Genomic DNA, 25,893 nt, shown 5'->3' with positions numbered 1-25,893 from the left:
TGTCACGCCTCCTTGCTTGGGCGCATGGTGGGCACATCGCGCCGGAACACGTCGTCGATCGCCTGGCGCGTCCGGTCGTCGTCGTCCGGCCAGAGGTGCGCGTACACCCGCAGCGTCATGGCCGGGTCGGCGTGGCCCAGCCGCTCGGCGACCGCCTTCGGGTTGTGGCCGGCACCGATCAGCACCGACGCGAAGAAGTGCCTCAGGTCGTGGCACGTCACCTCGGGTAGCCCGGCCGCGGTCCGGGCCGGCGCCCACACGTCCCGGTTGAATCGGTTGCGGTGCAGCGGCTGCCCGTCGTCGTCCCGGAACACGTACGCCTCCCGGCTCCGGGAACCGTGGGCCTCGAGGTGCGCCGCCAGGGCGTCGACCACGACCCGACCGACCGGCAGCGTCCGGTAGCTGTGCCGGTTCTTCAGCGGACCCGGAACCACGGTTCCGCTCGGACCTGGCTGGACCTGCCGGTCGACGGTCAGCGTGCGGCGGAGAAAGTCGACGTCGGCGACCTGCAAGCCGAACAGCTCACCCTGCCGCAGGCCGGTGCCCGCGCCGACCACGACCAGCGCCCGGTACCTCGGAAGAATTCTTCCGGCCAGTCGCTCGACCTGCTCGACGGTCAGCGGCGTGATCTGCTGGCGGGGCAGTTCGGGCAGCTTGACCCGGTCCGCCGGGTCGTACGGGATCGCCCGGTCCCGCACAGCCGCCGACAGGATCGCCCGCACCGTGGCCCAGATCGGCCGGACCGACGACGGCGCGACCGGCAGGCCGGTCACGAACGCCTGTAGCTCGCTGGCCACGATCTGCGCGAGCGGCCGGGGGCCGAGCACCGGGTAGACGTGCTTCGTGAGCTGCGACCGGGTGCGGGCGGCGGTGTTCGGCCGGTGCGGCTGCATCGCCCGCCACCGCTCGGCGTACGCCTCGAACGTCACCCGCCCGGCGGCCGGGTCGACGTAGGTGCCGCTGTTCAGCTTGTGCTCGACCTCGGCGCGGAACCTGTCAGCGTCGAGCTTCCGGGCAAACCCGCGCTTGCGCTGCTTGCCGGCCTGGTCGCGCCACCGAACCACGTACGGAGTCTTCCGCCGTGTCGGATCGCGCTCAACTGTCGCCATCGCCGACCGCCCGGCTCTGCCGATCGATGGTCTCCGGCGTCCAGGTGCCAGCCGGCGGAGACCACTCCGCCTCCGGCACCTCCGAGAAGTACCGCCGCGCGTCAACCCGGGCGATCGGCGTCTGCCCACGGATCCACGCCCGCACGAAGCTCGGCACGCTAGTCGGCCCCTCCGGCGTGATCGGGTACGGAGCCCGGTCCGACTCGGCCGCATCCAAGGGCGGCACGAGCAGGTGCACCGGGGCGACGCTCAGCACGTACGCCAACGCCAGCAGCTCCTGCACCGTGACGAACCGCCGGCGGCCGGTCTCGAGGTTCGCCACCACCGTCTTGTCGAACGGCACGCCGACCGCGCGCATCCGCTCCGCCAACTGCTCTGCCGTCAGCCCGTACCTAGTACGTAGCTCTCGCACGCGTTGGGCGACTACGGCTGTCGGGTGATCCTGCCTGCTTGCCACACGAGCAAGATAGCGCGTCTGCTTGACAAGCGCCAGAACCTATTGCGAGGCTTTCCAAAGTTGCTCGACAAGCATTGCGACTTGCTCAGGAGGCAAGATGGCCGACAGGCGGCCCCTCGCGACCTCGGCGGAGGTTGCGGAATTCCTCGGCGTCCCGGTGGCCACCCTCGATCAGTGGTCGTACCGAGGAACCGGCCCGCGGTTCTCGAAGGTGGGCCGGCACCGGCGCTACCGGTGGTCCGACGTGGAGAAGTGGCTCGACCAGCAGGCGAAGGCGGCGGCCTGACGATGGCCCAGATGACGAACGCCCGCCCCGGGGCTGGTTCCGGGACGGGCGCCACGACGGCCGGCGAGCACGTCCCCGACAGCGTAACCGACCTGACCGACAAGCCGCAGCGCGCCGTGCCGGGCTGGCTCTGGCGCCGCGGCGGCGACCCGGTCAACGCCCGGCGGCGGATCGCTGCCCAGCTCGACGACCTGCTCGGCGTCGATCGGCGCCGCGAGCCCGTGCCGTACGCCGCCGGCGGCATGACGCTGGACCTGGCCGCCCGGGAGGCCGCCGCGTGAGCGACGTCCAGTTCTGCCCGGTGTGCCAGGAGTTGCTGCCGGACTACTGCCGATGCCCACCGACTGCGTCATCTGACGCACCTGCGGAGAATTCCGCACCTGCTCGCCGCCTAGTGCTGACTCCGGCGTCGGCCATCGAGCCGGAGCCGGTGGTGTGGGCGTGGGAGGACAACGGCGAGGGCCGCATCCCGTCCGGGTCGCTGTCCGTCGCCGCCGGCCGCGAGGGCACCGGCAAGTCGTCCTTCGGGATCTGGCTCGCCGCGCAGATCACCCGCGGCACCCTGCCCGGGCAACTCCACGGCCAGCCCCGGCCCGTGATCTACGCGGCGGTAGAGGACTCGTGGAAGCACACGCTCGTGCCGCGGCTGATGGCGGCCGGCGCGGACCTGTCGATCGTGTTCCGGTGCGAGGTCTACCAGGACGACGCGCTCGACACGACGCTGTCCCTGCCGCTAGACAACGTCCGGCTGGAGGCAGAGCTCCGCCGGCTGCACGCTGGGCTGCTGGTGCTCGACCCGCTCATGTCGACGATCGGCGCGAAGATCGACACCCACCGGGAGCGGGACGTACGGACCGCCCTCGACCCGCTCGCCCGCCTCGCCGACCGCGCCCGCTGCGTCGTGCTCGGCATCGCCCACTTCAACAAGGGCAGCGGCAACGACCCGTCCTCACTCATCACCGGCTCGGGCGCCTTCAAGAACGTGCCCCGCTCGGTGTTCGGCTTCGCCGTCGACCGGGAGGACGGCGGCCGGGTGATGACGCAGACGAAGAACAGCCTCGGGAAGCTCGACCTCCCGTCGCTCCAGTACGCCATCGAGGACACCACCGTGCCGACCCGGCTCGGCCCGGCGCACGTCGGCCGGCTGGTGTGGCTGGGGGAGTCCGACCGCACCGTGTCGGACATCCTCAACGACTCCGCCAGCGATGACCGCGACGAACGCAACGACTGCGCCGCGTGGCTGCGGTCGTACCTCGCCGACAACGGCGGCGAAGCGGAAGCGGTCGACGTGTTCAAGGCCGGCGACAAGAACGGGTTCAGCCGCGACGCACTCAAGCGGGCCAAGAAGCGGGCAGGCGTGACCAGCCGCAAGGGTGCCTTCGACGCCGGATGGATGTGGGTTCTCGACCTCCAAGGGAGCGCGAACAGCGCGAAGGGTGCGGACTCCGTGTCCCCGCTCTCTTCGCTCCCTTCGCCGCACCCTTCGACCAACCAGGGAGACGCAGCATGACCGCCATCACCAGCACGGGATACCTGATCGAACTCGACGAACTCCGGGCAGCCCTCGCCGACGTCGAGCCCTGCCCCGACTGCGCCGGAGGACTCGGGATCCACGTCGAACCCGGGGGAGAGTGGAACCCGGTGGCCGTCCACAACGTGCCCTGCCCCCGCACCCCCGGCCGGCCCCGCCTCACCGCAGTCCCGAACGTGACGCCGTGACAACCCAGCAGCACAGCGAGCAGGCCACCGCCGAGCAGGTACGCGCCATGGCCGAACTCCTACGCGCAACAGCCGCCCTGGTCAGGGAGAGCACCCGACTGCTGCGCCAAGCCACACGCACCACACATCACGACCAGCAGCCAACAGGCCGGCGTGATGGGCAGGGCATGGGGGGAGGGGGGCAGTCGTGATCAGCCTTCCCCGCGACCCATCGCCTTCCATGGCGCGTTTCTGTGTGCGGAAGATCGTGACGGGGTGCCGTTACGCCCGGCGTCACGGCGTCGCGGGGGGATATCCGCCTGACGGAAGGCTGAGGGTCATCGACCTGCGGTTTTGCGTCGTACCGCCACCCCCCGGGTGGCCGGGCATCCGTCACGTGACCGTGACGCGCGTGACGTGTCACGGGCGTCACGGCAGAGGAAGGAGCGAACCATGATCTACGTGTCGTGGACTGATCCGGAGTCGGGTCGTCGGGAGCGGCGCACCTTCGCCACGGCGGACGGCACGGGGAAGCTGCACCGGTGGCTGAAGCGGGAGGGGATCCCGTTCCAGTCGGGTTGGGTGGTGGACGCCCAGGCGGTGGCGACGGCCCGGGAGGGTGCCCCGTGGCGGCCGGATCCCCGGGTGTGGGCCAGCTTCCGCCGCCCGGAGGGTGATGCCGCATGAACGTGCTGATGGCTGCCCGGCTGCGGTACATCCTCGCGGAGTCGATGGCCAGCCTGCCGGCAGAGGACCGGGACCAGCGGATCGCGTACATCCGGGAGACCGGCGAGCACGGCATCCGGGTCCGCGAGGAAGACGGGTTGCTGCGGTTCACCTGGGCCGGCCGGCCCCTGGCGGTGGTCGACCCGGCGGTGTTCGCCGAGGACGCCTACATGCTGCCGCTGGAGCGCGACATGGCGCGGCAGGTGCCCGACGACCCGGGCGAATTGACAGACCAGTGATCTACGATGGATTCAGCCACCGGGCCGCGCCCGGGGTCGGTCCCGCGGGCCGCGCAAGCCTCCCGCCTGGCCGCCACATACCGGCGCGAGCATCCGACCAGGGCCGCCTACGGGCCTCCCAGGAGCAAGGCAGATCCATTGACCGTGCCTTCCTGAGGAGTAGACCTATGGCACGCCCCATCAACGTCATCCGCGCCGAGCTGGACGCCGCGCGGGACAAGTTCAAGCGGCTCAAGAGCGAGGCCGACGAGCTGCTGCGCTCTGCCGGCGACGAGCCGACGGATGGCCAGCTGACGCGCGTCGAGCGGCTGATGGCCGGCGCCAGCAACGCCGACGAAGAGATCAGCCGGCTCAGCGACGAGTGGCGCGACGCCATCGAGGAGGGCATGGGCTCCGGTGCCCTCGGCGCGGAGGCGGGCACGCCGTTCGAGCGGGGGAAGCGGGTGCAGGTGATGACCCGGGCGAACCCGTGGGCGCCCGGCCAGGACGACCAGAACGCCGGTGTGATGCGCTCCCGCGCGGTGACCGCGATCGAGCGGTGCGAGCGGCTGCCCGACACCGCCCGCGAGATGGCGACCCGGGCGATCGAGGCCGACAAGGACCCGGCCGCCGCCCTGGCCCGGTACACCGTCACGGCCTCGGACCCGGACTACTTCCGGGCGTTCGCCGCGGTGTTCCGCGACCCCACCTCCGGCCATTACGAGTGGGACGACGCGCAGCGGTCCGCGTACCGGCGCGTCACCGAGCTCACCCGCGCGATGAACCTGGGCACCGGCTCGGCCGGCGGGTTCCTCGCCCCGTACGAGCTGGACCCGAACATCATCATCAGCTCGGCGGGCAGCGTCGACCCGATGCGCCGGGTGGCCCGGGTCGTGCAGACCGCCTACAACGAGAAGCGGTTCGTGACCTCCGCCGGTGTCACGGCGTCGTGGGACGCTGAGGCGGCGGAAGTCTCCGACGACTCGCCGACCCTCGCGCAGCCGCCGGTAACCGCGTTCAAGGGTGCCGCCTACGTCCAGGCGTCGTACGAGCTGGACGAGGACACCAACATCGCCCGCGAGGTCGGCATGCTGTTCGCCGACGCGAAGGCGCAGCTCGAGGCGAACGCGTTCACGGTCGGCACCGGCTCCGGCCAGCCGAAGGGCATCATCACCGCCGTGTCGGCGGTGGGTGGCAGCGTCATCGCCACCGCCACGAACGTGCTGGCGCAGGCGGACCTGTACAACAACCAGGCCGCCCTGCCGGCCCGCTGGCGGCCCCGCGCCCGGTTCATGATGAACCTGTCGATCATCAACGGGTACCGGCAGCTTCCGCAGGCGTCCGGCCTGAACTACTCGATCATCAACGACTCGACGAACCCGCCGACCGCGCTGGGCTGGCAGGTGATCGAGAACAGTTCGATGGACGGCACCCTCGGCGCCGCCGCCAACGACTACACGGTCCTGTCGGGTGACTTCCAGCAGTACGCGATCGTGGACCGGGTCGGCACCATCCTCGTCCCGATCCAGGCTGTGATCGGCGCGAACCGGCGCCCCACGGGCGAGCGGGGTTGGTACTTCCACTTCCGGACCGGTGGTGACGTGCTGGTCGCCGACGCGTTCCGGCTCACCAACCACTCGAGCTGACCGCCATGGCAGCCAAGCAGGCACAGCCGTACGAGGTGCTGGTGGAGGCGGCGAACGGGCATCGCACCGTTCACCGCGTCCAGGCCGCCGACAAGGCGGCGGCCGAGCGTGCCGTCACGGTCGACGACGGCGACAAGGTCCTGGACGCGGCGCCGGCGGGTTCCGGCGTCGGATCCGGCGACCGGCAGATGTAGCGGACGTGCGGCAGGTGTCTCGGAGTGAGACACCTGCCGCACCCGCCCGGCGAGCAGAAGAGGCAACATGACTTTCCCCGTAGGCCCGCGCAGGGTCGTCCAGGGGTCACCGGCACGATCACCGCTGCGTCGCAGCCTGGCCGCCGCCGCCATCGCCTACTGGCCCATGGAGGATGGCGACAGCGCCACGGTTGCTGCGAGCGCCTTTGCCGGCCACTCCCCGATGTCCGTTGCCGGCACGGTGTCCTTCGGCGCGATTCCCGTTCTGGTGCCCGGTGGCGACGGCGTGCTGGGTGGCAACGACGGCACGCGGGGCAGCGGGCCGGTTGCCGACCTGGCCGGCGGCGGCAGCCTAGCCGCGTCGGTTCCCGGATCCGTCACGGCGGCGACGGTGTCGGGCTGGTCGGTCGCCGCGATGTCGATCTACGACCGGGCCACGATCACAGGTTCCTTCGTGATCTTCGAGGTGGACACGCCGGGCGGCACCTACGTCCGCTGGCGGGTGATCTTCGACCCGGTTGGCCTCACCGTCTCGGTCGTGGCGTACAACACGGCCGGGGCGTCGACAACGATCCTGCCGCCGTTCGTCCCTGGCATCGGATTCGTGACCTTTTCCGTGTGGCAGTCGGCGCCCGGCACCATCTCGGTCGGCTGGCGGTACATCATCGATTACGGCTACGAGCAGTTCACCACCGTGTCGGGCACCCTCGCCGGCATCGCCCGGGTCGGGGTCAACACCACCAGGGCAACGTCAACGCAGCCGATGCTGTGCGGGCACCTGAGCGTCTTCACGGAGTATCCGCCGCCACCCGAGCTGTATTGGAACACCGCGGCCAGCCACGCCGCGATCGATGGATGGTTCGGCGAGGCAGCCACCGCACGCCTGGCCCGGCTGTGCGCGGAGGACGGCGTCGCGTTGAACATCCCGGCCGTCGACCCAGCCGACGAGGTGATGATGGGTGTGCAGCCGGTCGGCACACCGCTGGACCTGTACCGGCAGTGCGAAGAGGCCGACCTCGGCGTACTGCACGAGCTCGGGTTCGGGCTCGGCTACCTGCCCCGCGCCCGCCGATACAACCAACCCACCACCCTGACCCTGGACATGAACGCAGGGCAGGTGGCGCCGCCGCTGGAGCCGACCGACGACGACTTTCTCCTCCGCAACCGGGTCACCGTACGCAGGATCGACGGGTCCGAGGCCACCGCCGAGGACGCAACGTCGATCGCCGCGAACGGCCGCTACGAGCAGGCCGTGGACGTCAACCTGGCCGACGACACGCAGTTGGGCGACCATGCGGCGTGGCGGGTGCACCTGGCCGCGGTGAACCAGTGGACGCCCGACGAACTGCGCTGGCTGGCCCACCACGAGGCGTGTCACGCTGTCGTCGCGTTGGCCCTCGGCTGCACCGTCGACTGGGCCGATTTGGACGCCGGGCCGGGCTACGGCGGCACGCAGTTCGCCTCTGGTGACCCCCACACGGACGCGGTGGTTTCCCTGGCCGGCTGGATGGGATCCGGTGGCCACCTCAGGCCGCAGGAGTCCACCCACGACACCCAGCAGGCGTACGAGCTGGTGGGCATCGCCGGTTTCCCCGCCGCCATGCGGGACGCCGCGGCGATCCTGGCCAGCCGGCGCAGTGACATCGCCGCTGTGGCCGCCGCCCTGCTCGAACACGAAGTGCTCACCGGCGACAAGATCGCCGCCATCATGGGCAGCGCCCCGGCCGCGTGTCGCGTCCACCCGGCCGTCGCCGTCGGGCTCACTCCCGACCTGCGGCGCCGGATCGCCCACCACGAGGCCAGCCATGCCGTTACCGCGGTAACGCTCGGCGCTGAGGTCGCCTGGGTGGCCGTCACCATGCGGCCGGATGAAGTCGCCCGGGCTGGCCTGCCGGCACTGCCGGCAGGCCACCAGTACGGCTGCACGATGGTCCGCTGTGTGGACCCCCACACGGACGCGGTGGTTTCCCTGGCCGGCTGGGTGGCCGATCTCGGACACATCTTCGGGCCGCGGCACACCCACGACACCCAGCAGGCGTACGAGCTGGTGGGCATCGCCGGTTTCCCCGCCGCTCTACGCGATGCCCAAAAGATCCTCGCCGACCGCCGCGCCGACGTGCAGGCCGTGCGGGAGGAGCTGATCCGGTACGACCGGATCACGGGCGACCAGCTCGCCGCCCTGGTCCGCCGGTGAGCCCCGGCCAGCCCCGCCCGGGTGGTCCACCGGGGCCGACCGGTCCCGCCGGACCCGGACCGAAGCGAGAGGGGTGCGCTTCCCGGCTCTGGGAAGCGCACCCGTCTGTCACTCGTCGGTTGAGTTGTCGGGGCGGCAGCGACTCGGCAGCGGAAGTGCCGTGCGCCGCGACCACTGCGACGTCAACATGCGCACGTCGATGTCGCACCAGGTGCCGTCACGGGCCACCCGCACCACTGTGATGTGGAGCGGGACCGGCCAGTCGGGGTGCTCCCAGACCAGCCGATCCCCGCGGCGGACCGTCACCCGTCGCCCTGCCCGCGCAGCCACCGCTCCAGCTCGTCGACGAGCTGATCGGCGGCGTCGGCCGGCATCACACCGACCTCCTGCGCCAGCGCCGTCACCGCGTCCGGGCCCGCGTCGTACGCATCGAGGACTCGGCGCAGCCACTCGTCCTGCTGATCGTGCCGCTTCCGCTCGTCGCCCTGCCCGCACTCGTAGCCGGTGTCAAACGTGGCGGTCATCTCCTGCTCGGTGTACATCCGGCGCTGCCGTGCCCGCAGCGGTGGCCGGCGCTGGGTGGTCGGCCGCCACCAGCGGTCCGGCCGGCTCACCGCTGGCCGTCCTTCGAGAGGTCGAGCAGCCGGCCGAGCTGGTGCCGCAGCACCCGGCCCTGCGCGAGCGGCATGTAGGTGTAGCTGACCTCCCCGTCGACGGTGCTCTCCAGCACGAGCGACGGGTCGGTGAGGCTCCACGCCCGCTCCAGCCAGAGCCGGATGGAGTCGTGGGCGTCGCCGGAGTTGGCGGTGAGCGGGCGGGAGTGGTGGATCCCGTCCTGGGTGCAGAGGGTGCCCTTGATGCACCACACCGGGTGCTGGACCTGGGCAGGGTCGGTAGTCTTCTCCATTGGGTCGCCTCCACGGGGCGATCAAGGGCCCGGGCAACAGGTGTTCCAGCACCTGCCGGGCCCGCCTTGGGTTTTGGGTCAGCGCCGCCGCTGTCGGGCGGCGGGAATGAGATGCAGCGGGATCCAAACGGCGGCGGTCACGAGGACGGTCACGGCCGCCAGGTTGTCCCGGGCGAGCACGGCGGACGCGTTGAGGACCCCCATGATCCCGACTACCAACGCGAAGGCCAGAGCCGCATACAACCGGGCGAGCACTTTCCGCATGGCGTCCCCTCGTGGGCACATCTTGGGCACATGCCACCGTGAGGTGATGCGAGTCAGTGAGAGCCACTAAGGGCTGCTTTCCCTGCTCACAGGCCAGATTTGGCCATCACCGCAGGTGGCGAGCCTGCCCAGATCTCTTCAACGCCAAGTGACGCCGCCGCCGTCCAGGCCAGGGATCACTCGCGGGTGAGTCCCGGCGGGAGCGAGTCCTGGTCGGGTTCGACCCGGCGGGCGTTCGCCAGCGGGTTGCGCAACAGGGCGTCGATCAGCGGTTCCGGGCCGCCGACGCAGGTCCAGGTGTCGTCCCAGAGCGCGGAGACCAGCCACGACCGGTCGGCCGGGAAGAACAGGTCGGGCAGCGGTCCGGGGCCGCGCATGTGGCCGGTCCGCCAGCCGAGGGCCTGCGCGGGCCCGGCCTCGACGAGGACGTACGGCCAGTCCCAGTAGAGCGACACCCTGGGGGCGTGCGGAAAGACGACGTCGTGGGCGCCGGTGTCGAGGTACGCCAGCCACCAGGGCTGTTCGGGGGTGTGTGTGACCAGGTCGTGCACCAGGGCAGCCTCGTGGGCGGCGGCGTCGACGTCGTCAGCCGGGTACGTGGTGGCGTAGGCGTCGAAGACCGGTGGGATGGCGGTGGTGATCGACAGACCGCTCGTGGTGTGGCCGGCGATCCAGTCCACGTCGGCGGCGGTGCCGATCCGCCAGCTCCGCCCGTCCTTGCTGACCTGCATGTTGCTATTCAAGCCGCTGCGGCGGCGGTCGGGTCGGCTGTGTCGCGCTTCCGGTAGGGTTTGGCCCCTCGACCGCTGCCGACGAGGCCGTGCTGCAGCGGCCGGGCAGGTGGCATCACACGCACGGCTGGCGGAAAGACATGCTGACCATCGGAATGCTCGGCGGGATGAGCTGGGAGTCCAGCGCGCACTACTACCGGCTGGCCAACGAGTTGGTGCGCGAGCGCCTGGGCGGCCTGCACTCGGCCCGGTGTGTGCTCTACTCGGTCGACTTCGCCGAGGTCGAGCAGTTGCAGACCACGGGGCAGTGGGAGGAGGCCGGCCGCCTGCTCGGACAGGCGGCCGTGGCCGTGCAGGCCGCGGGCGCCGACCTTCTGCTCCTCTGCACGAACACCATGCACAAGGTCGCCGACCAGGTCCAGGCCGCCGTCGACATCCCGCTGCTGCACCTGGCTGACGCCACCGCCGCCGCGGTCGGCGCGGCCGGGCTCGACAGCGTGGGCCTGCTCGGTACCGCCTTCACCATGGAACAGGACTTCTACCGGGATCGGCTGACCCGGCACGGCCTGCGGGTGATCGTGCCCGACGCCGAGGACCGCGCCGACGTCCACCGCATCATCTACCAGGAGCTGTGCCTCGGCGAGGTCCGCGACTCCTCGCGGCAGACCTATCGGGACGTCATCGACCGGCTCGTCGCGTCCGGCGCCCAGGGCGTCATCCTCGGCTGCACCGAGATCGAACTGCTGATCTCGCCGGCGGACAGCCCGGTCCCGGTGTTCCCCACCTCCCGCCTCCACGTCGAGGCCGCCGTCGACCTCGCGCTGGGGAAACTGGTCGAAACCACAGCATGAGCCGGGCCCGGCCGGCCGGCGCCCGGGTCACCCGCTGCCCGTACGGTCGCGCAGCCAGCGCTCGAAGTCGGCGGCGACGATGCGCTCGTCGTGGACGCCGGCCGCCTCGTCGGACGCCAGCCACACGATCGGCGGGCCCATCACAGCGGGCTCCAGGAACCGCTGCCCCTCGGGCACGGAGTCGAGGGGCAGCATTCCCGTGACCGTCGCGCCGCCGGGCAGCAGCAGGTTGACGGTGACGCCGGTGTCCCGCAGGTCGGCGGCCATGATCCGGGACAGCGACTCGCTGCCGGCGCGCGACGGCCCGTACGGGACGAACCCGGCGCGGCGCATGGTCGAATCGCTCACCGAGATGTTGATGATGCGGCCCCCGCCGGCGGCCAGCATCCGCGGCGTGACCTCCCGCGCCACCAGGAAGTAGCCGGTCAGGTTGGTGTCGATCACCGCGCGGAAGCCCTCGACCGGCACGTCCCAGAAGCCCTGCGGCTCGGTCATGAAGCGCGGGTTGACCGTACGCATGCCGATGCCGGCGTTGTTCACCAGCATGTCGATGCCGCCGAGCCGCGACCACGCCTGGTCGACCGCCCGGGCCACGGACGCCTCGTCCCGTACGTCCAGCTCGACGCCGACCGCCCCGGGCAGCGCGGCGGCGACCGCGCTCGCCCGCGCGCCGGATCGGCCGGTCAGCGCGACCGTCGCCCCCGCGTTCGCCAGGGCGGATGCCATGGCCAGGCCCAGCCCGCTCGTCCCGCCGGTCACCAGCACCCTCATCGGGGCAGCCTCCACGCACTCATGGCCAGGACGCTAGGAGGCGGAGCGTTCTCGAAGTCAAGCCGCCGGAGCCGGCCCGTACGGTGGCGGGCCGGCTCGGCGGGGCGATCAGTACGCGTAGGTGACGGAGATGGTGACGTTGGGGCAGTTGTTCGCCCAGCTGGTCAGCGCGCTCTTCTCCGCGCTGTCGACGGTGAGCCGCCAGCGGATCTTCACCGCGACCCACTCGTTGAGGTAGCGGCAGCGCGCGGAGGCGTACGGGGGCATCCAGGTGGCCGGGTCCTGGTCACCCTTGGCCTGGTTGACGTTGTCGGTGACCGCGGCGAGGGCTCGGCCGTCGCCGAGGTCGTTGGCGTACGCCTGGCGGCGGCTGGTGGTCCAGTTGCGGGCGCCGGAGTCCCAGGCCTCGGCCAGCGGGACCATGTGGTCGATGTCGAGGTCGCTGGTCAGCGTCCAGTAGGCGTTGTCGTAGTAGGAGTACCAGCGGCCACCGGAGAGGGTGCAGGTGCCGCTGACGGTGGGCGCGGAGACGGCCTCGGCGAGGAGGACCTCGTTGCGGGTGTTGCAGCCGTCGCCGTCGGCGTCGATCCAGTGGGGGAACAGGTCGCGGCTGTAGCCGGTGCGGACCTCGGTGGCGACGGGCAGGCCGGCGACGGCGGTGGTGAGGGAGGCGGAGTAGCTGGCGGCCCAGGCGGGCTGGGTGAGGCCGAGGGTGGCGGCCAGGATCGCGGCAAGGCTGATGGCCGTGGCGGGCAGGGTGCGGGTCATGGTGCTCCGTCCGAACGGGGGATAGTGGCACCTATATAGACCAGCATGGAAGTAACGGTCTAGATCAATTTCCGTGAACGCCGCGTGAGCCGCTGGCGTACGCTGGCCCTTGTCCGACCGCGAGCCCCGGGTCGACCACGACTCCAACCCCTCTCCGCTGCGCCGACGCAGTCCGGGAGATGCCGTATCGCGGCATCGGGGTGAGCATGAGGGTACGAGGAAAGGGGGCGGAGATGACCGACGACACGGCATCGCAGGTTCCGCCGGACCCGACCATGGCCGTACGCGCGCCGGCCGGTGCGCGTTCGGCCGAGCCGCCGAGCAGCCTGGAACTGTGGGCCCGAGCGCTGGTGATGCACCGCTGCTTCGGCGAGGACGACGTGGAGCCGAACATCCTTCGCGGCCTCGACTGAGGTCAGGGGGTCAGTCGCCGTCCCAGTCCGTCTCGGCGGTGAGCCGCCAGGGGACGGTGTCGGCGAGTTCCCGAGGCCCCTCGATCAGCCAGGTCCGTACGCAGCAGCCACAGCCCGCCTCGGTGACCGAGGCCAGCTCGTTCCGGTGCCGGTCGATCCAGGCCGCCGCGTCGGCGACCTCCTGCGCGTCGTCGACGCGCGCCATCATGCTGAACCGGGCCACCCGGGCACCCTACGGCTACGGCGACGTCCGGATACCCCAGGTGTCCCCGCGGCTGGCGCCCGATGGCGCCGTTGACCCGGGACGTCGGAGCCGATCAGCCGCCCCGGACACCAGCCTCCGGCCGGCTCAACCGACCCGGCCGGAGGCCAGCAGCGCGGCGGTCGGCAGCCGGAGGGTCCCGTCCGCGTCCCGGTAGGGGGTGCTGACCCGGTCGTACGCCCGCCGGATCCGCTCCCGCACCACGGCGGGCTGCCGCTGCACCACCAGGCCGACGCTGCCGATGCCGGCCGCCGGCCCGGCCCACCAGTCGACCGGGTCGGCCCGGTGCAGCCAGGTCAGGGTCGCGCACCGTACGTCGACCAGCCCGGCGGCCGTGAGCAGCCCGGACAGGCCGGCCTCGGTGCGCGGGAAGTCCCGCTCGGGCGCCAGCCGGGGCAGGCCGGCCGGCGTCGGCACGCCGGCGGCGGCGATGGCCTCGCCCCAGAGCCGCTGCAGCGGCGGGTGCGGGCTGGGCCAGACGGTGACCGCCACCCATCCGCCGGGACGGACCACCCGGCGCAGCTCGGCCACCCCGGCCGCCGGGTCGCCCACGTGGTTGAGCACGAAGTTGGCCACCGCCGCGTCGGCACCGCCGGTCCGCACCGGCAGCCGCGGCAGGACCGCCCGCGCGAGCCCCACGCCCGGCGCGGTCCGCCGGGCGGCGTCGAGCATGCTCGGCTCGGCGTCGACCGCCACCACCTCGGCGCCGCGCGCCAACGCCGCAGCCGCGACCGTGCCCGGCCCGGTGCCGACGTCGATCACCCGCTGCCCGGCCCGCACCGCCGCCGCGTCCAGCAGCGCCCCCGCCGGGTACGCGCAGAGCCGGCCGAAGCTCCGCTCGTACGCCTCGGCCCGCCCCGCCCACCGGGACCGCTCGTGCGCGTCGAAGTCCGTGTCGATCATGGCGGGCAGCGTAGCCCCTGACCTGGCGCGCCCGCCCTACCGTGGCCGGTATGACAACGCTGCTGGTGATCCTGGCCGTGGTGGCCCTGCCCGTGGCGGCAGTCGTCGGGTACGTCTCGTGGCGGGACCGGCGACGCACCGCCACCGACGAGGAGCCGGCCGCCACGCGCGCGGCCCGGGTGGAACGGCACCGGCGGGCGGCCGAGCGCGCGCACGCGCAGAGCGACGGCTGGAACCGGGGCGGTCACGGCTACACCGGGTGAGCTGGTGGGCCCGACCCTCGGGTCGGCGGAGGTCGCCCGGTCGCCGGCCACGGCGTCCGTCGGGTGTCCACCGCCGTCGAGCCGCTGAACTGTCGCCGCCGGTCGCGCGTGCTGACCGGTGGGCATCATCCGCGCGCGGTCGGGGTACTGCGCACGGCACAGTGACTGGACCCGGGAGGCAACCGTGGGGGAGCAGGCGGGACGTCGGCGGCCGGGGCCGCTCGCCGGGCTGCTGGTGGCCGTGGTCGTGGCCGCCGGGTGCATGGGTGGCGGGCTCGACCCGGGCGATCCGCAGGGCGAGCCGCGGCAGCCCCGGCAGCCGGCCTCCCCGGGCGCGCCGACCACCCGGGCGGACGGGACCACCAGCGTCGCCGAGTTCAAGCAGGACTTCAACGACGCCGTCGGCATCGCCGAGCAGTACTGGACCGAGCAGTTCCGGGCCTCCGGCGAGCGGTTCCAGCCGATCCGGCGGGTCGTGCCGTACACCCGGTCGGGCGAGGTGTCCTGCGGCGGGCAGGGGCTGCCCCGCAACAACGCGGTCTACTGCTCGGCCGGGGACTTCATCGCCTACGACGTGAACTGGTCGGTGTCGGCGTTCCGGCAGATCGGCGACGCGTTCCTGTTCTACCTGCTCGGCCACGAGTACGCCCACGGCGTGCAGGTCCGCCTCGGTATCCGCTACAACTTCACGATCCAGCAGGAACTGCAGGCCGACTGCATGGCCGGGGCGTACATCGGCGACAACGTGCGCGCCAAGGTGCTCACCCTCGACAAGGGCGACCTCGACGAGTTCCGGGACGGGCTGCTCGCGGTCGGCGACGACCCGAACCAGCCGTGGTTCGCCGAGGGCTCGCACGGTACGGCCGAACAGCGCAGCGACTCGTTCTTCCGGGGCTACGAGAACTCGCTGGACGCCTGCGGCCTCGGTTGATGCCGCACGTCACCCTCGGCCGGGACGGCCGACCCGCCCGGCGCGGCGGCTGAGAGGATCGGCGGGTGCACCCACCCGAGGAGGCCCCGCTGAGCAGCAAGCATCCCGCCGCCGTGCTCTTCGACATGGACGGCACGCTGGTCGACAGCGAGAAGCTGTGGGACGTGGCGTTGCAGGAGCTGGCCGCCGTGTACGGCGGCACCCTGTCCGACACCGCCCGCAAGGCGATGATCGGCACCAGCATGGCCGCGTCCATGCGGCTCCTGCACGACGACCTCGGCCAGCCGGAGCGGGACCCGCAGGCCAGCGCCGACTGGATCAACGCGCGGATCCTGGAGCTGTTCCGCACCGGGCTGCGCTGGCGGCCGGGCGCGTTGGCGCTGCTGCGCGCGGTCCGGGCGGCGGGCATCCCCACCGCGCTGGTCACCTCCAGCGGCCGTCCGCTGGTCGAGGTCGCCCTCGACACCCTCGGCCGGGACAGTTTCGACGCGGTGGTCTGCGGCGACGAGGTGGACGCCGCCAAGCCGCACCCCGAGCCGTACCTGACCGCCGCCCGGCTGCTGGGCGTGCCGATCGACCGGTGCGTGGCGATCGAGGACTCGCCGACCGGGGTGGCCAGCGCGCTGGCTGCCGGGGCCGCGGTGCTGGCCGTGCCGGCCGAGGTGCCGCTGCCGCCGACGGACGGCGTACACCAGCTGGAGAGCCTGACCGGCGCGGACCTGGAGCTGCTCGCGGCGCTGCTCGGCGAACCGCCGGCCTGACCGCAGACGCGCAGGGGCCCCGCCGACCGGCGGGGCCCCTGCGGCGTGCCCGTGGGCTCACTCGTGGGCGATGGCGCCCAGCACGTTGATCCGGGCGGCGCGGATCGCCGGCAGGACCGCGGCGACCACCCCGACGATCGCCGCCAGCACCAGGAAGGTCCCCATCTGGCGCCAGGGCAGGATCAGGTCGGTGATGCCCTCGTCCTTGAGCGCCCGCACCACGGCGGCGCCCAGCCCGGTGCCGACGGCGACGCCGAGCAGCGCGCCGAAGACCGAGATCACCACCGCCTCCACCGTGATCATGCGCATGGTCTGCCCCCGGCGCAGCCCGATCGCCCGCAGCAGGCCCAGCTCCCGGGTGCGTTCCAGCACCGACAGCGCCAACGTGTTGACGATGCCGAGCACCGCGATCACGATGGCCAGCGCCAGCAGGATCTGGATCATCGTGAGCAGCCCGTCGAGCTGGCCGGCCTGCTGCTTGATGAAGGCGTCCCGGTCGGCCACCGACACCTCGGGGGAGTCCGCGAGCAGCCGCTCGACCTGCGGCTGGACGTCGGCGACCCGGGCGCCCGGCGCCAGCTGCACGAAGCCCTGGATCGGCTGCGGGATGGCGAAGTCGCGCGTCGCCTGCGGCGGCAGCGTCACCGGGTTGGTCAACTGCGAGCTCTCGTAGATGCCGCTGACCGTGTAGCTGCGGGCCTCGCCGCGGGACAGCTGCACGGCCACCGTCGAGCCGACCGAGAGGCCCCGGGCCTTCGCGGTGTCCGAGCTGACCAGCATCTGGTCCGGGCCGAGCCGGCTGATGTCCCCGGCGGTGGCCTTCGCCCCGAAGATCTGCTGCAACGCGGCCACGTTGCTGGACGCGGCCACCCAGGTCCGCTTGCCGCCCACCACGGCCATGTCGCCGTACTCGCCGTCCACCAGCCGTACGCCGGGGAGCGCGGCGGCCTGGTCCAGCACCGCCGGGTCGAAGCTCGGCGGCCGGGGGCCGCTCTGGGCCCCGGAGATCACCAGTTCGGCCTTGATGGTGTCCGCCGCCAGGGCGCTGATGCTGCCCTTGGCGGAGTCGAGGATCACCGTCACGCCGGTGACCAGGGCGATGCCGACCATCAGCGCGGCGGCCGTGATCGCCGTACGCCGGGGATTGCGGCCGGAGTTGAGCCGGCCCAGCTTGCCCGGCACCGACCAGGCGAAGATGGAGCCGAGCAGGGCCACCACCGGGCGGCTGAGCAGCGGGGTCAGCAGCGCCACGCCGATGAAGGCGAAGAGCACGCCGCCGAGGATGGTGGCCAGCGTCTGGTCACCGGCGTGACCGCCGAGCCCGAGGAAGAGCAGCGTCGCGCCGATCGCGGTGACCACGGCGCCACCGATGGTCACCCGGGTCAGCGGCCGGTCCGGCGTGGCCACGTCCTGCATCGCCGCGATCGGCGGGATCCGCGACGCCCGCAGGGCCGGCAGCAGCGCCGCCACCACGGTGATCACCAGGCCCACCCCGAACGCGCCGATCACCGCCGCCGGCGGCACGCCGAGCTCGGCCAGGGCCAGCCCGCCGGCCAGCTTGCCGAACAGGTACGCCAGCAGCGCGCCCACGCCGATGCCCGCGGCGAGTCCCAGCGCCGAGGCGACCAGGCCCACCGCGACGGCCTCCAGGACCACCGAGCCGATGATCTGCCGGCGGCCGGCGCCGATGGCCCGCATCAGGGCCAGCTCCCGGGTCCGCTGGGCCACGATGATCGAGAAGGTGTTCAGGATCAGGAAGGTGCCGACCAGGAGCGCCACCGCGGCGAAGCCGAGCAGGATCTTGTTGAAGAAGGACAGGCCCTCCTTCAGGCCGGCCGCCGCGTCCGCGGCCAACTGCTCGCCGGTCTTGACCTCGTACCCGCCGCCGACCGCGGCGGCCACCGCGTCGCGCAGTGCCTCCGGCGTGGTGCCGTCGGCGGCCCGGACGGCGACGCTGGTGAAGACGTCCGGCTCGCCGAGGATCTGCCGCTGGGCGACCGGGGTGGTGAAGGCGACCTCGTTGACGCCGCCGAGCGAGTCCCGGTCGCCGCTGTAGCCGAAGATGCCGACCAGGGTGAAGTCCTGCCGCTTCGACGACATCGGGGTGAGCACGCCCACCCGGTCACCGACCTTGACCTTCGCCGCCTCGGCGAGGGCGGCGTTCACCACGATCTCGGTGTCGGCCTGCGGCGCGCGGCCCTCGCGCAGCCGCACCAGGTCGCTCTCGCCGAGCCAGTTCTCGCCCAACTGCGGCGGGCCGAAGGAGGTCACCGCCTTGCCGTTGCTGCCGATCAGGCGGGTGCCGTCGGCGTTGACCACGCCCTTGACCTCCGCCGCGCCGGCGACCGTCCGTACCCGGTCCAGGACCGAGGCGGGCACCGGGGCGGCGACCTGCTCGCCCTCGGCCTCGCTGAGGGCGACCTTCGGCTTTCCGGCGACGTTGACGTCGATGTCGGAGAACCCGTCGGCGAAGACCGCGTCGAAGGACCGGCCGAGGGTGTCGGTGAGCACGAACGCGCCGGAGACGAACATGACGCCCAGCACCACGGCCAGGCCGGACAGCACCAGGCGCAGCTTGCGCGCCAGCAGGCTCTTGAGGGTGGCGCGGAACATCAGTTCGCCACCTCGGCCGGGGTGTCCAGCTTCTTCATGGTGTCCAGCACCGTGTCGGCGGTCGGCTCGATCAGCTCCGAGACGATCTGCCCGTCGGCGAGGAAGACCACCCGGTCGGCGTACGCGGCGGCGGTCGGGTCGTGGGTGACCATCACGATGGTCTGGCCGTGCTCGCGTACCGAGTTGCGCAGGAAGTTGAGCACCTCGGCGCCGGCCCGGGAGTCGAGGTTGCCGGTCGGCTCGTCCGCGAAGATCACCTCGGGGCGGGCGACCAGCGCCCGCGCGCAGGCGACGCGCTGCTGCTGGCCGCCGGAGAGCTGCGCCGGCCGGTGTCCCAGCCGGTCCCGCAGGCCCACCGTGTCGATCACCGTGTCGTACCAGGCCGGGTCCGGCTTGCGGCCGGCGATCGACAGCGGCAGCAGGATGTTTTCCCGGGCGGTGAGCGTGGGCAGCAGGTTGAACTGCTGGAAGATGAAGCCCACCTTGTCCCGGCGCAGCCTGGTCAGGCCGGCGTCACCCAGCCCGGTCACCGTGGTGTCGCCGATCATCACGGTGCCCCGGGTGACCGAGTCCAGGCCGGCCAGGCAGTGCATCAGCGTCGACTTGCCCGACCCGGACGGGCCCATGATGGCGGTGAACCGGCCCCGCTCGAACTCGCAGGTCACCCCCCGCAGGGCGCTGACCTGTGCCTCGCCGCTGCCGTACACCTTCCACACGTCGCTCGCCCGGGCCGCGGCCTGCGCCTGCCGCCCCACCGTCGCGGTCACGTCATACACCTCTTCCGTCTGACTGCCGATACCCGCACCGCCCCCGCTGACCGGTGCGGTCGTACTCATCCTCACTGCCGCGCAGCGGGAAACCGTCCGTCCCCGGGCGGAGCCGTCGCCGGAAATCCCGTTGAGGGTCGCCCCCGAGATCGACTCAGGGTCACCCCTGACCCGGCGGCGCGGTCGACGCTAAAACCTCACGTCACGTGATGGTCAACCCCGCCGGCCGCCCGGTGGTCACGGTAGGTGACGGCTGCCACCCTCCCGGGCGGTCACGCCCCGGGGCGGACCAGGCCGGTCTCGTACGCCAGCACCACGGCCTGCACCCGGTCCCGCAGCCCCAGCTTGGTCAGCACGTGCCCGACGTGGGTCTTGATGGTGGTCTCGCTGACCGACAGCGCCCGGGCGATCTCGGCGTTGGACAGCCCCCGCGCCACCTGCACCAGCACCTCGCGCTCCCGGTCGGTCAGCGCGTTCAGCGCCTTCGGCGGGGTGGCCGCCGGGTCGGGCAGCACGTCGGCGAACCGGTCCAGCAGCCGGCGCAGGATCCGCGGCGCGACCACCGCCTCCCCGGCGGCCACCGTCCGGATCGCGGTGACCAGGTCCTCGGCCGGCACGTCCTTGGCCAGGAACCCGCTCGCCCCGGCCCGCAGCGCGCCGACGACGTACTCGTCGAGGTCGAAGGTGGTGAGGATGAGCACCCGGACCGGCAGCCGGGCGTCCACGATCGCCCGGGTCGCCGCCACCCCGTCCATCCGGGGCATGCGGATGTCCATCAGCACCACGTCCGGCAGCAGCCGGCGGGACAGCTCCACCGCCTCCAGGCCGTCCCCGGCCTCGGCCACGATGTCCAGGTCCTCCTCGGTGCCGAGCACCATCCGGAAGCCGGTACGCAGCAGCGGCTGGTCGTCGGCGAGCAGGACCCGGACCGGCCGTGCCCCCGGCGTGCTGTCGGTCATCCGTCTGCCCCCGTCGGCGCTCATGCCGGGACCGCCCCGGCCGACTCGAGCGGGATCCGCGCGTACACCCGGAAGCCGCCCCCGGCCCGCGGACCCGTCCGCAGCACCCCACCGTAGAGGGCGACCCGCTCCCGCATCCCGACCAGGCCGTGCCCGATCCGGTCGGCGGCCGGGGTCGGGCCGCGCCCGGTGTCGGTCACCTCCACGGCCAGGAAGCCGTCGGTCCAGGTGAGCCGGACCAGCGCGGTGGCCCGGCCGGCGTGCTTGAGCGCGTTGGTGAGCGCTTCCTGGATGACCCGGTAGACGGCCAGCGCCACGCCCTCGGCCAGCGGCGCGGGCGGACCGTCCACCCGCAGCGTCACCGGCAGCCCGGCCTCCCGCACCTGCTCCACCAGGGCCTCGATGCCGGTCAGCCCCGGCTGCGGGGCCAGGTCGGCGTCCGGCTCGGCGTCGGTGCGCAGCACGTCCAGCAGCCGGCGCAGCTCCCGCAGGGTGGCCCGGCCGGTCTCCTCGACGGTCGCCATCGCCTCATCGGCGGCGTCCGGGTCCCGGCGGAGCACCCGGCGCGCGCCGGTGGCCAGCACTCCCATGACGCTGACCTGGTGCGCCACCACGTCGTGCAGCTCGCGGGCGATTCGGCGGCGCTCGTCCGCGACCGCCTGCTCGGCCAGGGACCGCTGGGTCGCCTCGGCGATCCGGGCCCGTTCGCGCAGCATCCGCGTCGACTGCCGGCGCGCCTGCACCGCCCGCCCCACCGCGTACGCCACGGCGGCGGTGAGCAGGTTGTTGAGCATCAGCAGCGCCGGACCGACCCGCACCGCGCTCGCCGGCGGGACGAAAAGGTTGGCCAGCAGCACCGGCACCCACAGCAGCGCCGCGGCTGCCGCCGCGGTCCGGGCCCGCCGGTGCGCCGCCATGGTGTAGGTGAGCACGACGAAGGCCAGCCCCTGGGTGGCCGGCGTGTGCCGCAGCGGTGCCAGCACGGCCAGGGTGACCAGGGCGGCGACGACCGCCGGCCAGGGCGCCACCCGGCGGGCCGCCACCGGGACGGCGGACAGGGCGCTCCAGGCCAGCGACGACCAGAGCTGCGCCGGTCGCAGCTCGCGCGGGGCCAGCAGCAGGAACGCCACCTCCACCAGCACCAGCGCGACCGCGAAGGCGGCGTCGGTGGCCAGCGGGCGACGGCGCGCCCACGCGCGTACCCGGTTGGTCATGCCACGACGCTAGTCGCCGCCCGGCGCGACCCGTCGTCGTCGACGCCGAACCCCGACTCCTCCTCAGGGAGGAGGGTCACTCGTCCGCCCCCGGGGCGGCCGGGCGGGACCGGGCATCCGTCAGCGGGTCACCGGCGCCGGCGGCCGGGAACGGCGGCGGGGTGCCGCCGAAGCTCGGGCAGAGCGCCTGGTGGCTGCACCAGTCGCAGAGCCGGCTGGGCCGGGGCCGGAAGTCCTGGCGGGCGGTGGCCTGCTCGATCGCCTGCCACAGCGCCACCACCGTGCGCTCGAACCGCACCAGCTCGTCGGCGTCGGGGGTGTAGTCGCAGACCTCCGCGTCCTTGAGGTAGAGCAGCCGCAGCACCCGCGGCACCACGCCCCGGGTGCGCCACAGCACCAGGGCGTAGAACTTGAGCTGGAACAGCGCCCGCGCCTCGAACGCCTCGCGCGGCGCCCCGCCGGTCTTGTAGTCGACCACCCGCAGCGCGCCGTCCGGGGCCACGTCGAGCCGGTCCAGGTAGCCCCGGATCAGCAGCTCCTCGTCGACCACCGCGGAGATCAACGCCTCCCGTTCGGCCGGCTCCAGCCGGCGCGGGTCCTCCACCGCGAAGTAGCCCTCCAGCAGCCCCGCCGCCGAGCGGAGGAATTCGGCCACCCCGGCGGTGTCGCCCTCGGCGAACAGGGTCGCCAGCTCGGGCTGCTCGGTGACCAGCCGGTCCCACTGCGGGGCCACCAGGTCGCCGGCCGACTGCGGGGTCCGCGCCGCCGCCGGCAGGTCGAACAGCCGCTCCAGCACCGCGTGCACCAGCGTGCCCCGGGCCTGCTCCACGGTCGGCCGCTCGGGCAGCCGGTCGATGCTGCGGAACCGGTAGAGCAGCGGGCAGGTCTTGAAGTCCGCCGCCCGCGACGGCGACAGCGACGCCCGCACCGTGGGCGGCGCCGTCGGGGTTTGCTGCGCGTCGATCACCGGTTCCGCCGTCATGTCCGGAAGGTTAGGGCACCGGTGTGACAGGGCGGTCGTCGCCGCACCGGAGCATGATCCGCGCCGCGTAGCATCGACCCGGTGGAGCAGAGGACCCGACCGCCGCGCCGCACCCGGCTGACCGTGGCTCGGGTGGGCGGCGTGCCGCTGCGCGTCGACGCGACGATGCTGCTGCTCACTGCGGTCGTCACCGTCCTCTACGCCGCGCTGGCCCGCCGCCAGCTCGACCTCGGCCACCTCGGCGGCTACCTGGTCGGCCTCGGCTTCGCGGTCTCCCTGCTCGGCTCGGTGCTGCTGCACGAGCTCGGGCACGCGCTGACCGCCCGCCGGTACGGCATCGGTGTGCGGGGGATCACCCTGGAACTGCTCGGCGGCTACACCGAGATGGACCGGGACGCCCCCAGCCCCAAGATCGACCTGCTGGTCTCCCTCGCCGGCCCGGCGGTCTCGGCGGTGCTCGGCGCGGCCGGCGTGGCGGCCACCCTCGCCCTGCCCGACGGCACCCTCGCCGACCAGCTCGCCTTCCAGCTCGCCGTCTGCAACGTGGTGGTCGCCGTCTTCAACAGCCTGCCCGGGCTGCCGCTGGACGGGGGCCGGGCGCTGCGCGCCGCGGTGTGGGCGCTCACCCGGGACCGGCACCGGGGCACCGAGGTGGCCGGCTGGGTCGGGCGGGCCGTCGCGGCGGGCACCCTGGCCCTGGTGGTCCTGCTCACGCTGCGCCGGGCCGTCGCGCCGCTCGCCCTGCCGCTGATGCTGCTGGTCGCGATCACCCTCTGGCGGGGCGCCGGCGAGTCCATCCGGATGGCCCGGATCAGCCGCCGCCTCCCGTTGGTCGACCTGTCCCGGCTGGCGCGTCCGCTGATCCCGGTGCCCAGCGGCACCCCGCTCGCGGAGGCGCAGCGCCGCCGCGGCGAGGGGGCCACCCCGTACGCCGCGCTCACCGTCGTCGACTCCGCCGGCCGGCCGGTCGCCCTGGTCGACCCGGCCCGGGTCGCCGCCGTACCCCTGGAACGGCGGCCCTGGGTGGCGGTGGACGCGGTCTCCCGTGACCTGGGCAGCGTGCCCGCGCTGCCGGTCGGCGCGGACGGCGAACGGGTGATGGAGACCGTGCGCAGCCACCCGGGCGCACAGTACGTCGTGACGGCAGGCGAAGATGTCGTCGGCGTTCTGCACATCGCGGATCTGGCTCAGCTCCTGGAACCCAAACGGAAGACGAACACGTGACCGCACATTCCTCCGCCGTCCCGGCCGACCCCGCCGCCCCGGCGCTGCCGCCCGTCCACCGCGGGCCGTTCCGGCCCGGCGACCGGGTGCAGCTGACCGACCCCAAGGGCCGGATGCACACCGTGACGCTGGAGCCCGGCAAGGAGTTCCACACCCACCGGGGGATCCTCAAGCACGACACGCTGATCGGCCTCCCCGACGGCAGTGTGGTCACCACCGCCGGCGGCGGCACCGCCTTCCTGGCCCTGCGGCCGCTGCTGTCGGACTACGTGCTCTCCATGCCGCGCGGCGCCCAGGTGATCTACCCGAAGGATTCCGCGCAGATCGTCGCGATGGGCGACATCTTCCCCGGTGCGAAGGTCCTCGAGGCCGGCGCCGGCTCCGGCGCGCTCTCCTGCTCCCTGCTGCGCGCCGTCGGCACCGAGGGCGAGCTGCACTCCTGGGAGGTGCGCGAGGACTTCGCCCAGATCGCCCGCCGCAACGTCGAGGCGTTCTTCAACGGCCCGCACCCGGCCTGGCGGCTGCACGTCGGGGACGTCGCCCAGTGCGAGGAGACCGGCTTCGACCGGATCATCCTGGACATGCTCACCCCGTGGGAGACCCTCGACATGGTCGAGCGGGCGCTCGTCCCCGGCGGCGTCTTCATCGGGTACGTGGCCACCACCCCGCAGCTGTCGGAGCTGGTCGAGGCGCTGCGCGAGCGGGGTGGCTGGACCGAGCCGCGCGCCTGGGAGTCGCTGGTGCGGGACTGGCACGCCGAGGGGCTCGCCGTGCGCCCCGACCACCGCATGATCGCGCACACCGCGTTCCTGGTCTCCGCGCGCAAGCTCGCCCCCGGGGTCACCGCGCCGCCGCGCCGGCGCAAGCCCAGCAAGGGCACCGAGGCGTACGTCCAGCGCCGGCAGGCGCTGCGGGAGGCGGAGGCGGCCCGGCAGGCGGCGGCCGAGGCGGAGCGGGAGACGGACCGGCCGTGACCCGGCGGCCCGGGTGGATCGTGGGTGCCGACGGGGACGGCAGCGGACCAGCGGAGAGGGTGGCATGAGCGAGCGGATCGGGACGCGCGGCGGGTACCGCGTCCGTCCCGGCGGGCGGGACCGGCGGCGGCACGGGCACCGGGAGGCGGCGGCATGAGCGAGCGCAGCAGCGGGCTCCACGCGGCGGAGCCGCCGGCCGGCGCCGACGGGCGGGAGGCGGCGGCGTGACCAGCCCCGGCTACGGCAACGGCGACCTGCCCGCGGTCTTCCCCGACTGGTCGCCCTACGCCGACCTGGAGTCGGCGGCCCGGGCGTACCTGCGCGACCCCGACATCGCCCTGGACGCCCTCGGCGGGGTGCTGCGCGGGGCGTCCGTGCTGGGTTTCACCCTGGAGCGCTTCGTGAACGAGGTCAACGGGGTCTGGCAGGAGGTCGTCGTCTGCGACGGCAGCCGGCTGATCCTCTGGCACGGCGAGGACGTCCCGCCGGGGGAGGGGCCGCCCGGCTCGATGACCTCGTCGCTGCGGGTGGTCCCGGTCTCCACGGTCACCGAGGTCGGCTGCCGGCGGCGGCTCACCCGCGCCGACACCGGCGAGGTCCGGGTCGACAGCATCGACGTCTACCTGCTGCTCAGCTCGCTGGACGAGGCGCCGCCCGGGGACGAGGTGACCGGCGCGCCCCGGCACGACGCGCTGCGCTTCGGCAAGACCCTCGACGACGGCGGGGCCGGGCAGATTGCCCGGTTGGAGGAGTTCGCCCGACTTGTCGCCTCGGTGGTCGGCCGTCCCATGCTGTGAACGGACGCGG

Annotated in this window: 32 protein-coding genes; 17 read left to right on the top strand and 15 right to left on the bottom strand. The window is 73.1% G+C overall.

Features of this window, described 5'->3' with window-relative positions:
- Positions 1–2 precede the first annotated feature (2 nt).
- Together ACGFI9_RS01530 and ACGFI9_RS01525 are read right to left on the bottom strand one after the other, a co-directional pair.
- On the bottom strand, positions 3–1,064 hold the full coding sequence (locus ACGFI9_RS01530) for a tyrosine-type recombinase/integrase (RefSeq protein WP_393173692.1): 1,062 nt from the start codon (positions 1,062–1,064) through the stop codon (positions 3–5).
- Between the two features lie 31 nt (positions 1,065–1,095).
- Positions 1,096–1,521, bottom strand: coding sequence for a helix-turn-helix domain-containing protein (locus ACGFI9_RS01525; RefSeq protein ID WP_393173690.1), 426 nt, complete (start codon positions 1,519–1,521; stop codon positions 1,096–1,098).
- Between the two features lie 142 nt (positions 1,522–1,663).
- Between ACGFI9_RS01525 and ACGFI9_RS01520 the strand changes: the two genes are divergently transcribed.
- The 9 genes from ACGFI9_RS01520 (at position 1,664) to ACGFI9_RS01480 (ending at position 8,528) form a co-directional block, all read left to right on the top strand.
- Positions 1,664–1,852: a helix-turn-helix transcriptional regulator gene (locus tag ACGFI9_RS01520; RefSeq protein ID WP_393173688.1), complete on the top strand. Its 189-nt coding sequence runs from the start codon at positions 1,664–1,666 to the stop codon at positions 1,850–1,852.
- A gap of 11 nt (positions 1,853–1,863) precedes the next feature.
- Positions 1,864–2,133, top strand: a complete 270-nt coding sequence (locus tag ACGFI9_RS01515) for a hypothetical protein (protein ID WP_393173686.1) — start codon at positions 1,864–1,866, stop codon at positions 2,131–2,133.
- A 113-nt stretch (positions 2,134–2,246) separates the two neighbouring features.
- Complete coding sequence (locus ACGFI9_RS01510) at positions 2,247–3,362, top strand: AAA family ATPase (protein ID WP_393173684.1); 1,116 nt, start codon at positions 2,247–2,249, stop codon at positions 3,360–3,362.
- Positions 3,359–3,571 carry a hypothetical protein gene (locus ACGFI9_RS01505; RefSeq protein ID WP_393173682.1) on the top strand — a complete coding sequence of 71 codons (213 nt, stop codon included), beginning with the start codon at positions 3,359–3,361 and terminating at the stop codon, positions 3,569–3,571. The genes ACGFI9_RS01510 and ACGFI9_RS01505 overlap by 4 nt, the downstream gene beginning before the upstream one ends.
- 432 nt (positions 3,572–4,003) lie before the next feature.
- A complete protein-coding gene (locus ACGFI9_RS01500; RefSeq protein ID WP_393173680.1) occupies positions 4,004–4,237 on the top strand; it encodes a hypothetical protein in 234 nt (77 codons plus the stop codon).
- Positions 4,234–4,515, top strand: coding sequence for a hypothetical protein (locus tag ACGFI9_RS01495; RefSeq protein ID WP_393173678.1), 282 nt, complete (start codon positions 4,234–4,236; stop codon positions 4,513–4,515). Before ACGFI9_RS01500 ends, ACGFI9_RS01495 begins: the two co-directional genes overlap by 4 nt.
- 167 nt (positions 4,516–4,682) lie before the next feature.
- Positions 4,683–6,140: a phage major capsid protein gene (locus ACGFI9_RS01490; RefSeq protein WP_393173676.1), complete on the top strand. Its 1,458-nt coding sequence runs from the start codon at positions 4,683–4,685 to the stop codon at positions 6,138–6,140.
- A 5-nt stretch (positions 6,141–6,145) separates the two neighbouring features.
- Positions 6,146–6,334, top strand: coding sequence for a hypothetical protein (locus tag ACGFI9_RS01485; RefSeq protein WP_393173674.1), 189 nt, complete (start codon positions 6,146–6,148; stop codon positions 6,332–6,334).
- 67 nt (positions 6,335–6,401) lie between these two features.
- The gene (locus tag ACGFI9_RS01480; protein WP_393173672.1) at positions 6,402–8,528 is read left to right on the top strand and encodes a hypothetical protein; all 2,127 of its coding nucleotides are present in this window, start codon (positions 6,402–6,404) and stop codon (positions 8,526–8,528) included.
- A gap of 302 nt (positions 8,529–8,830) precedes the next feature.
- Here the strand turns inward: ACGFI9_RS01480 and ACGFI9_RS01475 are convergent, their stop codons facing one another.
- The 4 genes from ACGFI9_RS01475 to ACGFI9_RS01460 all read right to left on the bottom strand — a co-directional run bounded on the left by ACGFI9_RS01475 (position 8,831) and on the right by ACGFI9_RS01460 (position 10,430).
- A complete protein-coding gene (locus ACGFI9_RS01475) occupies positions 8,831–9,142 on the bottom strand; it encodes a hypothetical protein (RefSeq protein WP_393173670.1) in 312 nt (103 codons plus the stop codon).
- Positions 9,139–9,435, bottom strand: coding sequence for a hypothetical protein (locus ACGFI9_RS01470; protein ID WP_393173668.1), 297 nt, complete (start codon positions 9,433–9,435; stop codon positions 9,139–9,141). Before ACGFI9_RS01470 ends, ACGFI9_RS01475 begins: the two co-directional genes overlap by 4 nt.
- A 78-nt stretch (positions 9,436–9,513) precedes the next feature.
- Positions 9,514–9,699: a hypothetical protein gene (locus ACGFI9_RS01465; RefSeq protein WP_393173666.1), complete on the bottom strand. Its 186-nt coding sequence runs from the start codon at positions 9,697–9,699 to the stop codon at positions 9,514–9,516.
- Positions 9,700–9,875: 176 nt separating this feature from the next.
- Positions 9,876–10,430 carry a hypothetical protein gene (locus ACGFI9_RS01460; RefSeq protein WP_393173664.1) on the bottom strand — a complete coding sequence of 185 codons (555 nt, stop codon included), beginning with the start codon at positions 10,428–10,430 and terminating at the stop codon, positions 9,876–9,878.
- Positions 10,431–10,570: 140 nt separating this feature from the next.
- Here ACGFI9_RS01460 and ACGFI9_RS01455 point away from each other — a divergent pair, with 140 nt between their 5' ends.
- Entirely contained in the window at positions 10,571–11,281 is a 711-nt protein-coding gene (locus tag ACGFI9_RS01455; protein WP_393173662.1) for an aspartate/glutamate racemase family protein, read from the top strand.
- Positions 11,282–11,308: 27 nt separating this feature from the next.
- Here ACGFI9_RS01455 and ACGFI9_RS01450 read toward each other — a convergent pair whose 3' ends face one another.
- Positions 11,309–12,052, bottom strand: coding sequence for an SDR family NAD(P)-dependent oxidoreductase (locus ACGFI9_RS01450; protein ID WP_393173660.1), 744 nt, complete (start codon positions 12,050–12,052; stop codon positions 11,309–11,311).
- Positions 12,053–12,160: 108 nt separating this feature from the next.
- Entirely contained in the window at positions 12,161–12,820 is a 660-nt protein-coding gene (locus tag ACGFI9_RS01445) for an HNH endonuclease family protein (RefSeq protein WP_393173658.1), read from the bottom strand.
- A gap of 233 nt (positions 12,821–13,053) precedes the next feature.
- On the opposite strand from ACGFI9_RS01445, the gene ACGFI9_RS01440 reads away from it, so the two are divergent.
- Positions 13,054–13,233 carry a hypothetical protein gene (locus ACGFI9_RS01440; protein ID WP_393173656.1) on the top strand — a complete coding sequence of 60 codons (180 nt, stop codon included), beginning with the start codon at positions 13,054–13,056 and terminating at the stop codon, positions 13,231–13,233.
- 10 nt (positions 13,234–13,243) lie between these two features.
- On the opposite strand, the gene ACGFI9_RS01435 is transcribed toward ACGFI9_RS01440, so the two are convergent.
- A complete protein-coding gene (locus tag ACGFI9_RS01435) occupies positions 13,244–13,456 on the bottom strand; it encodes a hypothetical protein (RefSeq protein WP_393173654.1) in 213 nt (70 codons plus the stop codon).
- A 126-nt stretch (positions 13,457–13,582) separates the two neighbouring features.
- Positions 13,583–14,398: a class I SAM-dependent methyltransferase gene (locus tag ACGFI9_RS01430; protein WP_393173652.1), complete on the bottom strand. Its 816-nt coding sequence runs from the start codon at positions 14,396–14,398 to the stop codon at positions 13,583–13,585.
- Between the two features lie 50 nt (positions 14,399–14,448).
- Here ACGFI9_RS01430 and ACGFI9_RS01425 point away from each other — a divergent pair, with 50 nt between their 5' ends.
- From ACGFI9_RS01425 to ACGFI9_RS01415, 3 genes are all read left to right on the top strand, one after another.
- The gene (locus ACGFI9_RS01425) at positions 14,449–14,661 is read left to right on the top strand and encodes a hypothetical protein (protein ID WP_393173650.1); all 213 of its coding nucleotides are present in this window, start codon (positions 14,449–14,451) and stop codon (positions 14,659–14,661) included.
- A 184-nt stretch (positions 14,662–14,845) separates the two neighbouring features.
- Positions 14,846–15,592: a neutral zinc metallopeptidase gene (locus tag ACGFI9_RS01420; RefSeq protein WP_393173648.1), complete on the top strand. Its 747-nt coding sequence runs from the start codon at positions 14,846–14,848 to the stop codon at positions 15,590–15,592.
- Positions 15,593–15,705: 113 nt separating this feature from the next.
- Complete coding sequence (locus ACGFI9_RS01415) at positions 15,706–16,353, top strand: HAD family hydrolase (protein WP_393175193.1); 648 nt, start codon at positions 15,706–15,708, stop codon at positions 16,351–16,353.
- Between the two features lie 57 nt (positions 16,354–16,410).
- Here ACGFI9_RS01415 and ACGFI9_RS01410 read toward each other — a convergent pair whose 3' ends face one another.
- The 5 genes from ACGFI9_RS01410 to ACGFI9_RS01390 all read right to left on the bottom strand — a co-directional run bounded on the left by ACGFI9_RS01410 (position 16,411) and on the right by ACGFI9_RS01390 (position 22,888).
- Positions 16,411–18,966, bottom strand: coding sequence for an ABC transporter permease (locus tag ACGFI9_RS01410; RefSeq protein ID WP_393173646.1), 2,556 nt, complete (start codon positions 18,964–18,966; stop codon positions 16,411–16,413).
- Positions 18,966–19,733 carry an ABC transporter ATP-binding protein gene (locus ACGFI9_RS01405; RefSeq protein WP_393173644.1) on the bottom strand — a complete coding sequence of 256 codons (768 nt, stop codon included), beginning with the start codon at positions 19,731–19,733 and terminating at the stop codon, positions 18,966–18,968. The genes ACGFI9_RS01410 and ACGFI9_RS01405 overlap by 1 nt, the downstream gene beginning before the upstream one ends.
- A gap of 272 nt (positions 19,734–20,005) precedes the next feature.
- Positions 20,006–20,692 carry a response regulator gene (locus tag ACGFI9_RS01400; protein WP_393173642.1) on the bottom strand — a complete coding sequence of 229 codons (687 nt, stop codon included), beginning with the start codon at positions 20,690–20,692 and terminating at the stop codon, positions 20,006–20,008.
- Positions 20,693–20,712: 20 nt separating this feature from the next.
- Entirely contained in the window at positions 20,713–21,906 is a 1,194-nt protein-coding gene (locus ACGFI9_RS01395) for a sensor histidine kinase (RefSeq protein WP_393173640.1), read from the bottom strand.
- Between the two features lie 76 nt (positions 21,907–21,982).
- Positions 21,983–22,888: a RecB family exonuclease gene (locus tag ACGFI9_RS01390; protein ID WP_393173638.1), complete on the bottom strand. Its 906-nt coding sequence runs from the start codon at positions 22,886–22,888 to the stop codon at positions 21,983–21,985.
- Between the two features lie 72 nt (positions 22,889–22,960).
- Here ACGFI9_RS01390 and ACGFI9_RS01385 point away from each other — a divergent pair, with 72 nt between their 5' ends.
- The 3 genes from ACGFI9_RS01385 to ACGFI9_RS01375 all read left to right on the top strand — a co-directional run bounded on the left by ACGFI9_RS01385 (position 22,961) and on the right by ACGFI9_RS01375 (position 25,883).
- Positions 22,961–24,112 (top strand): site-2 protease family protein, encoded by a 1,152-nt coding sequence (locus tag ACGFI9_RS01385; RefSeq protein ID WP_393175191.1) that lies wholly within the window; start codon positions 22,961–22,963, stop codon positions 24,110–24,112.
- Positions 24,109–25,086, top strand: a complete 978-nt coding sequence (locus ACGFI9_RS01380; protein WP_393173636.1) for a tRNA (adenine-N1)-methyltransferase — start codon at positions 24,109–24,111, stop codon at positions 25,084–25,086. The genes ACGFI9_RS01385 and ACGFI9_RS01380 overlap by 4 nt, the downstream gene beginning before the upstream one ends.
- A gap of 224 nt (positions 25,087–25,310) precedes the next feature.
- Complete coding sequence (locus ACGFI9_RS01375; RefSeq protein WP_393173634.1) at positions 25,311–25,883, top strand: hypothetical protein; 573 nt, start codon at positions 25,311–25,313, stop codon at positions 25,881–25,883.
- Positions 25,884–25,893 lie beyond the last annotated feature (10 nt).

This window comes from Micromonospora sp. NPDC048930 (assembly GCF_043197935.1).
Taxonomy (GTDB): Bacteria; Actinomycetota; Actinomycetes; order Mycobacteriales; family Micromonosporaceae; genus Micromonospora.
The sequence above is the reverse complement of the archived record's forward strand: the minus strand, read 5'-3'. Positions and strand labels throughout refer to the sequence as shown.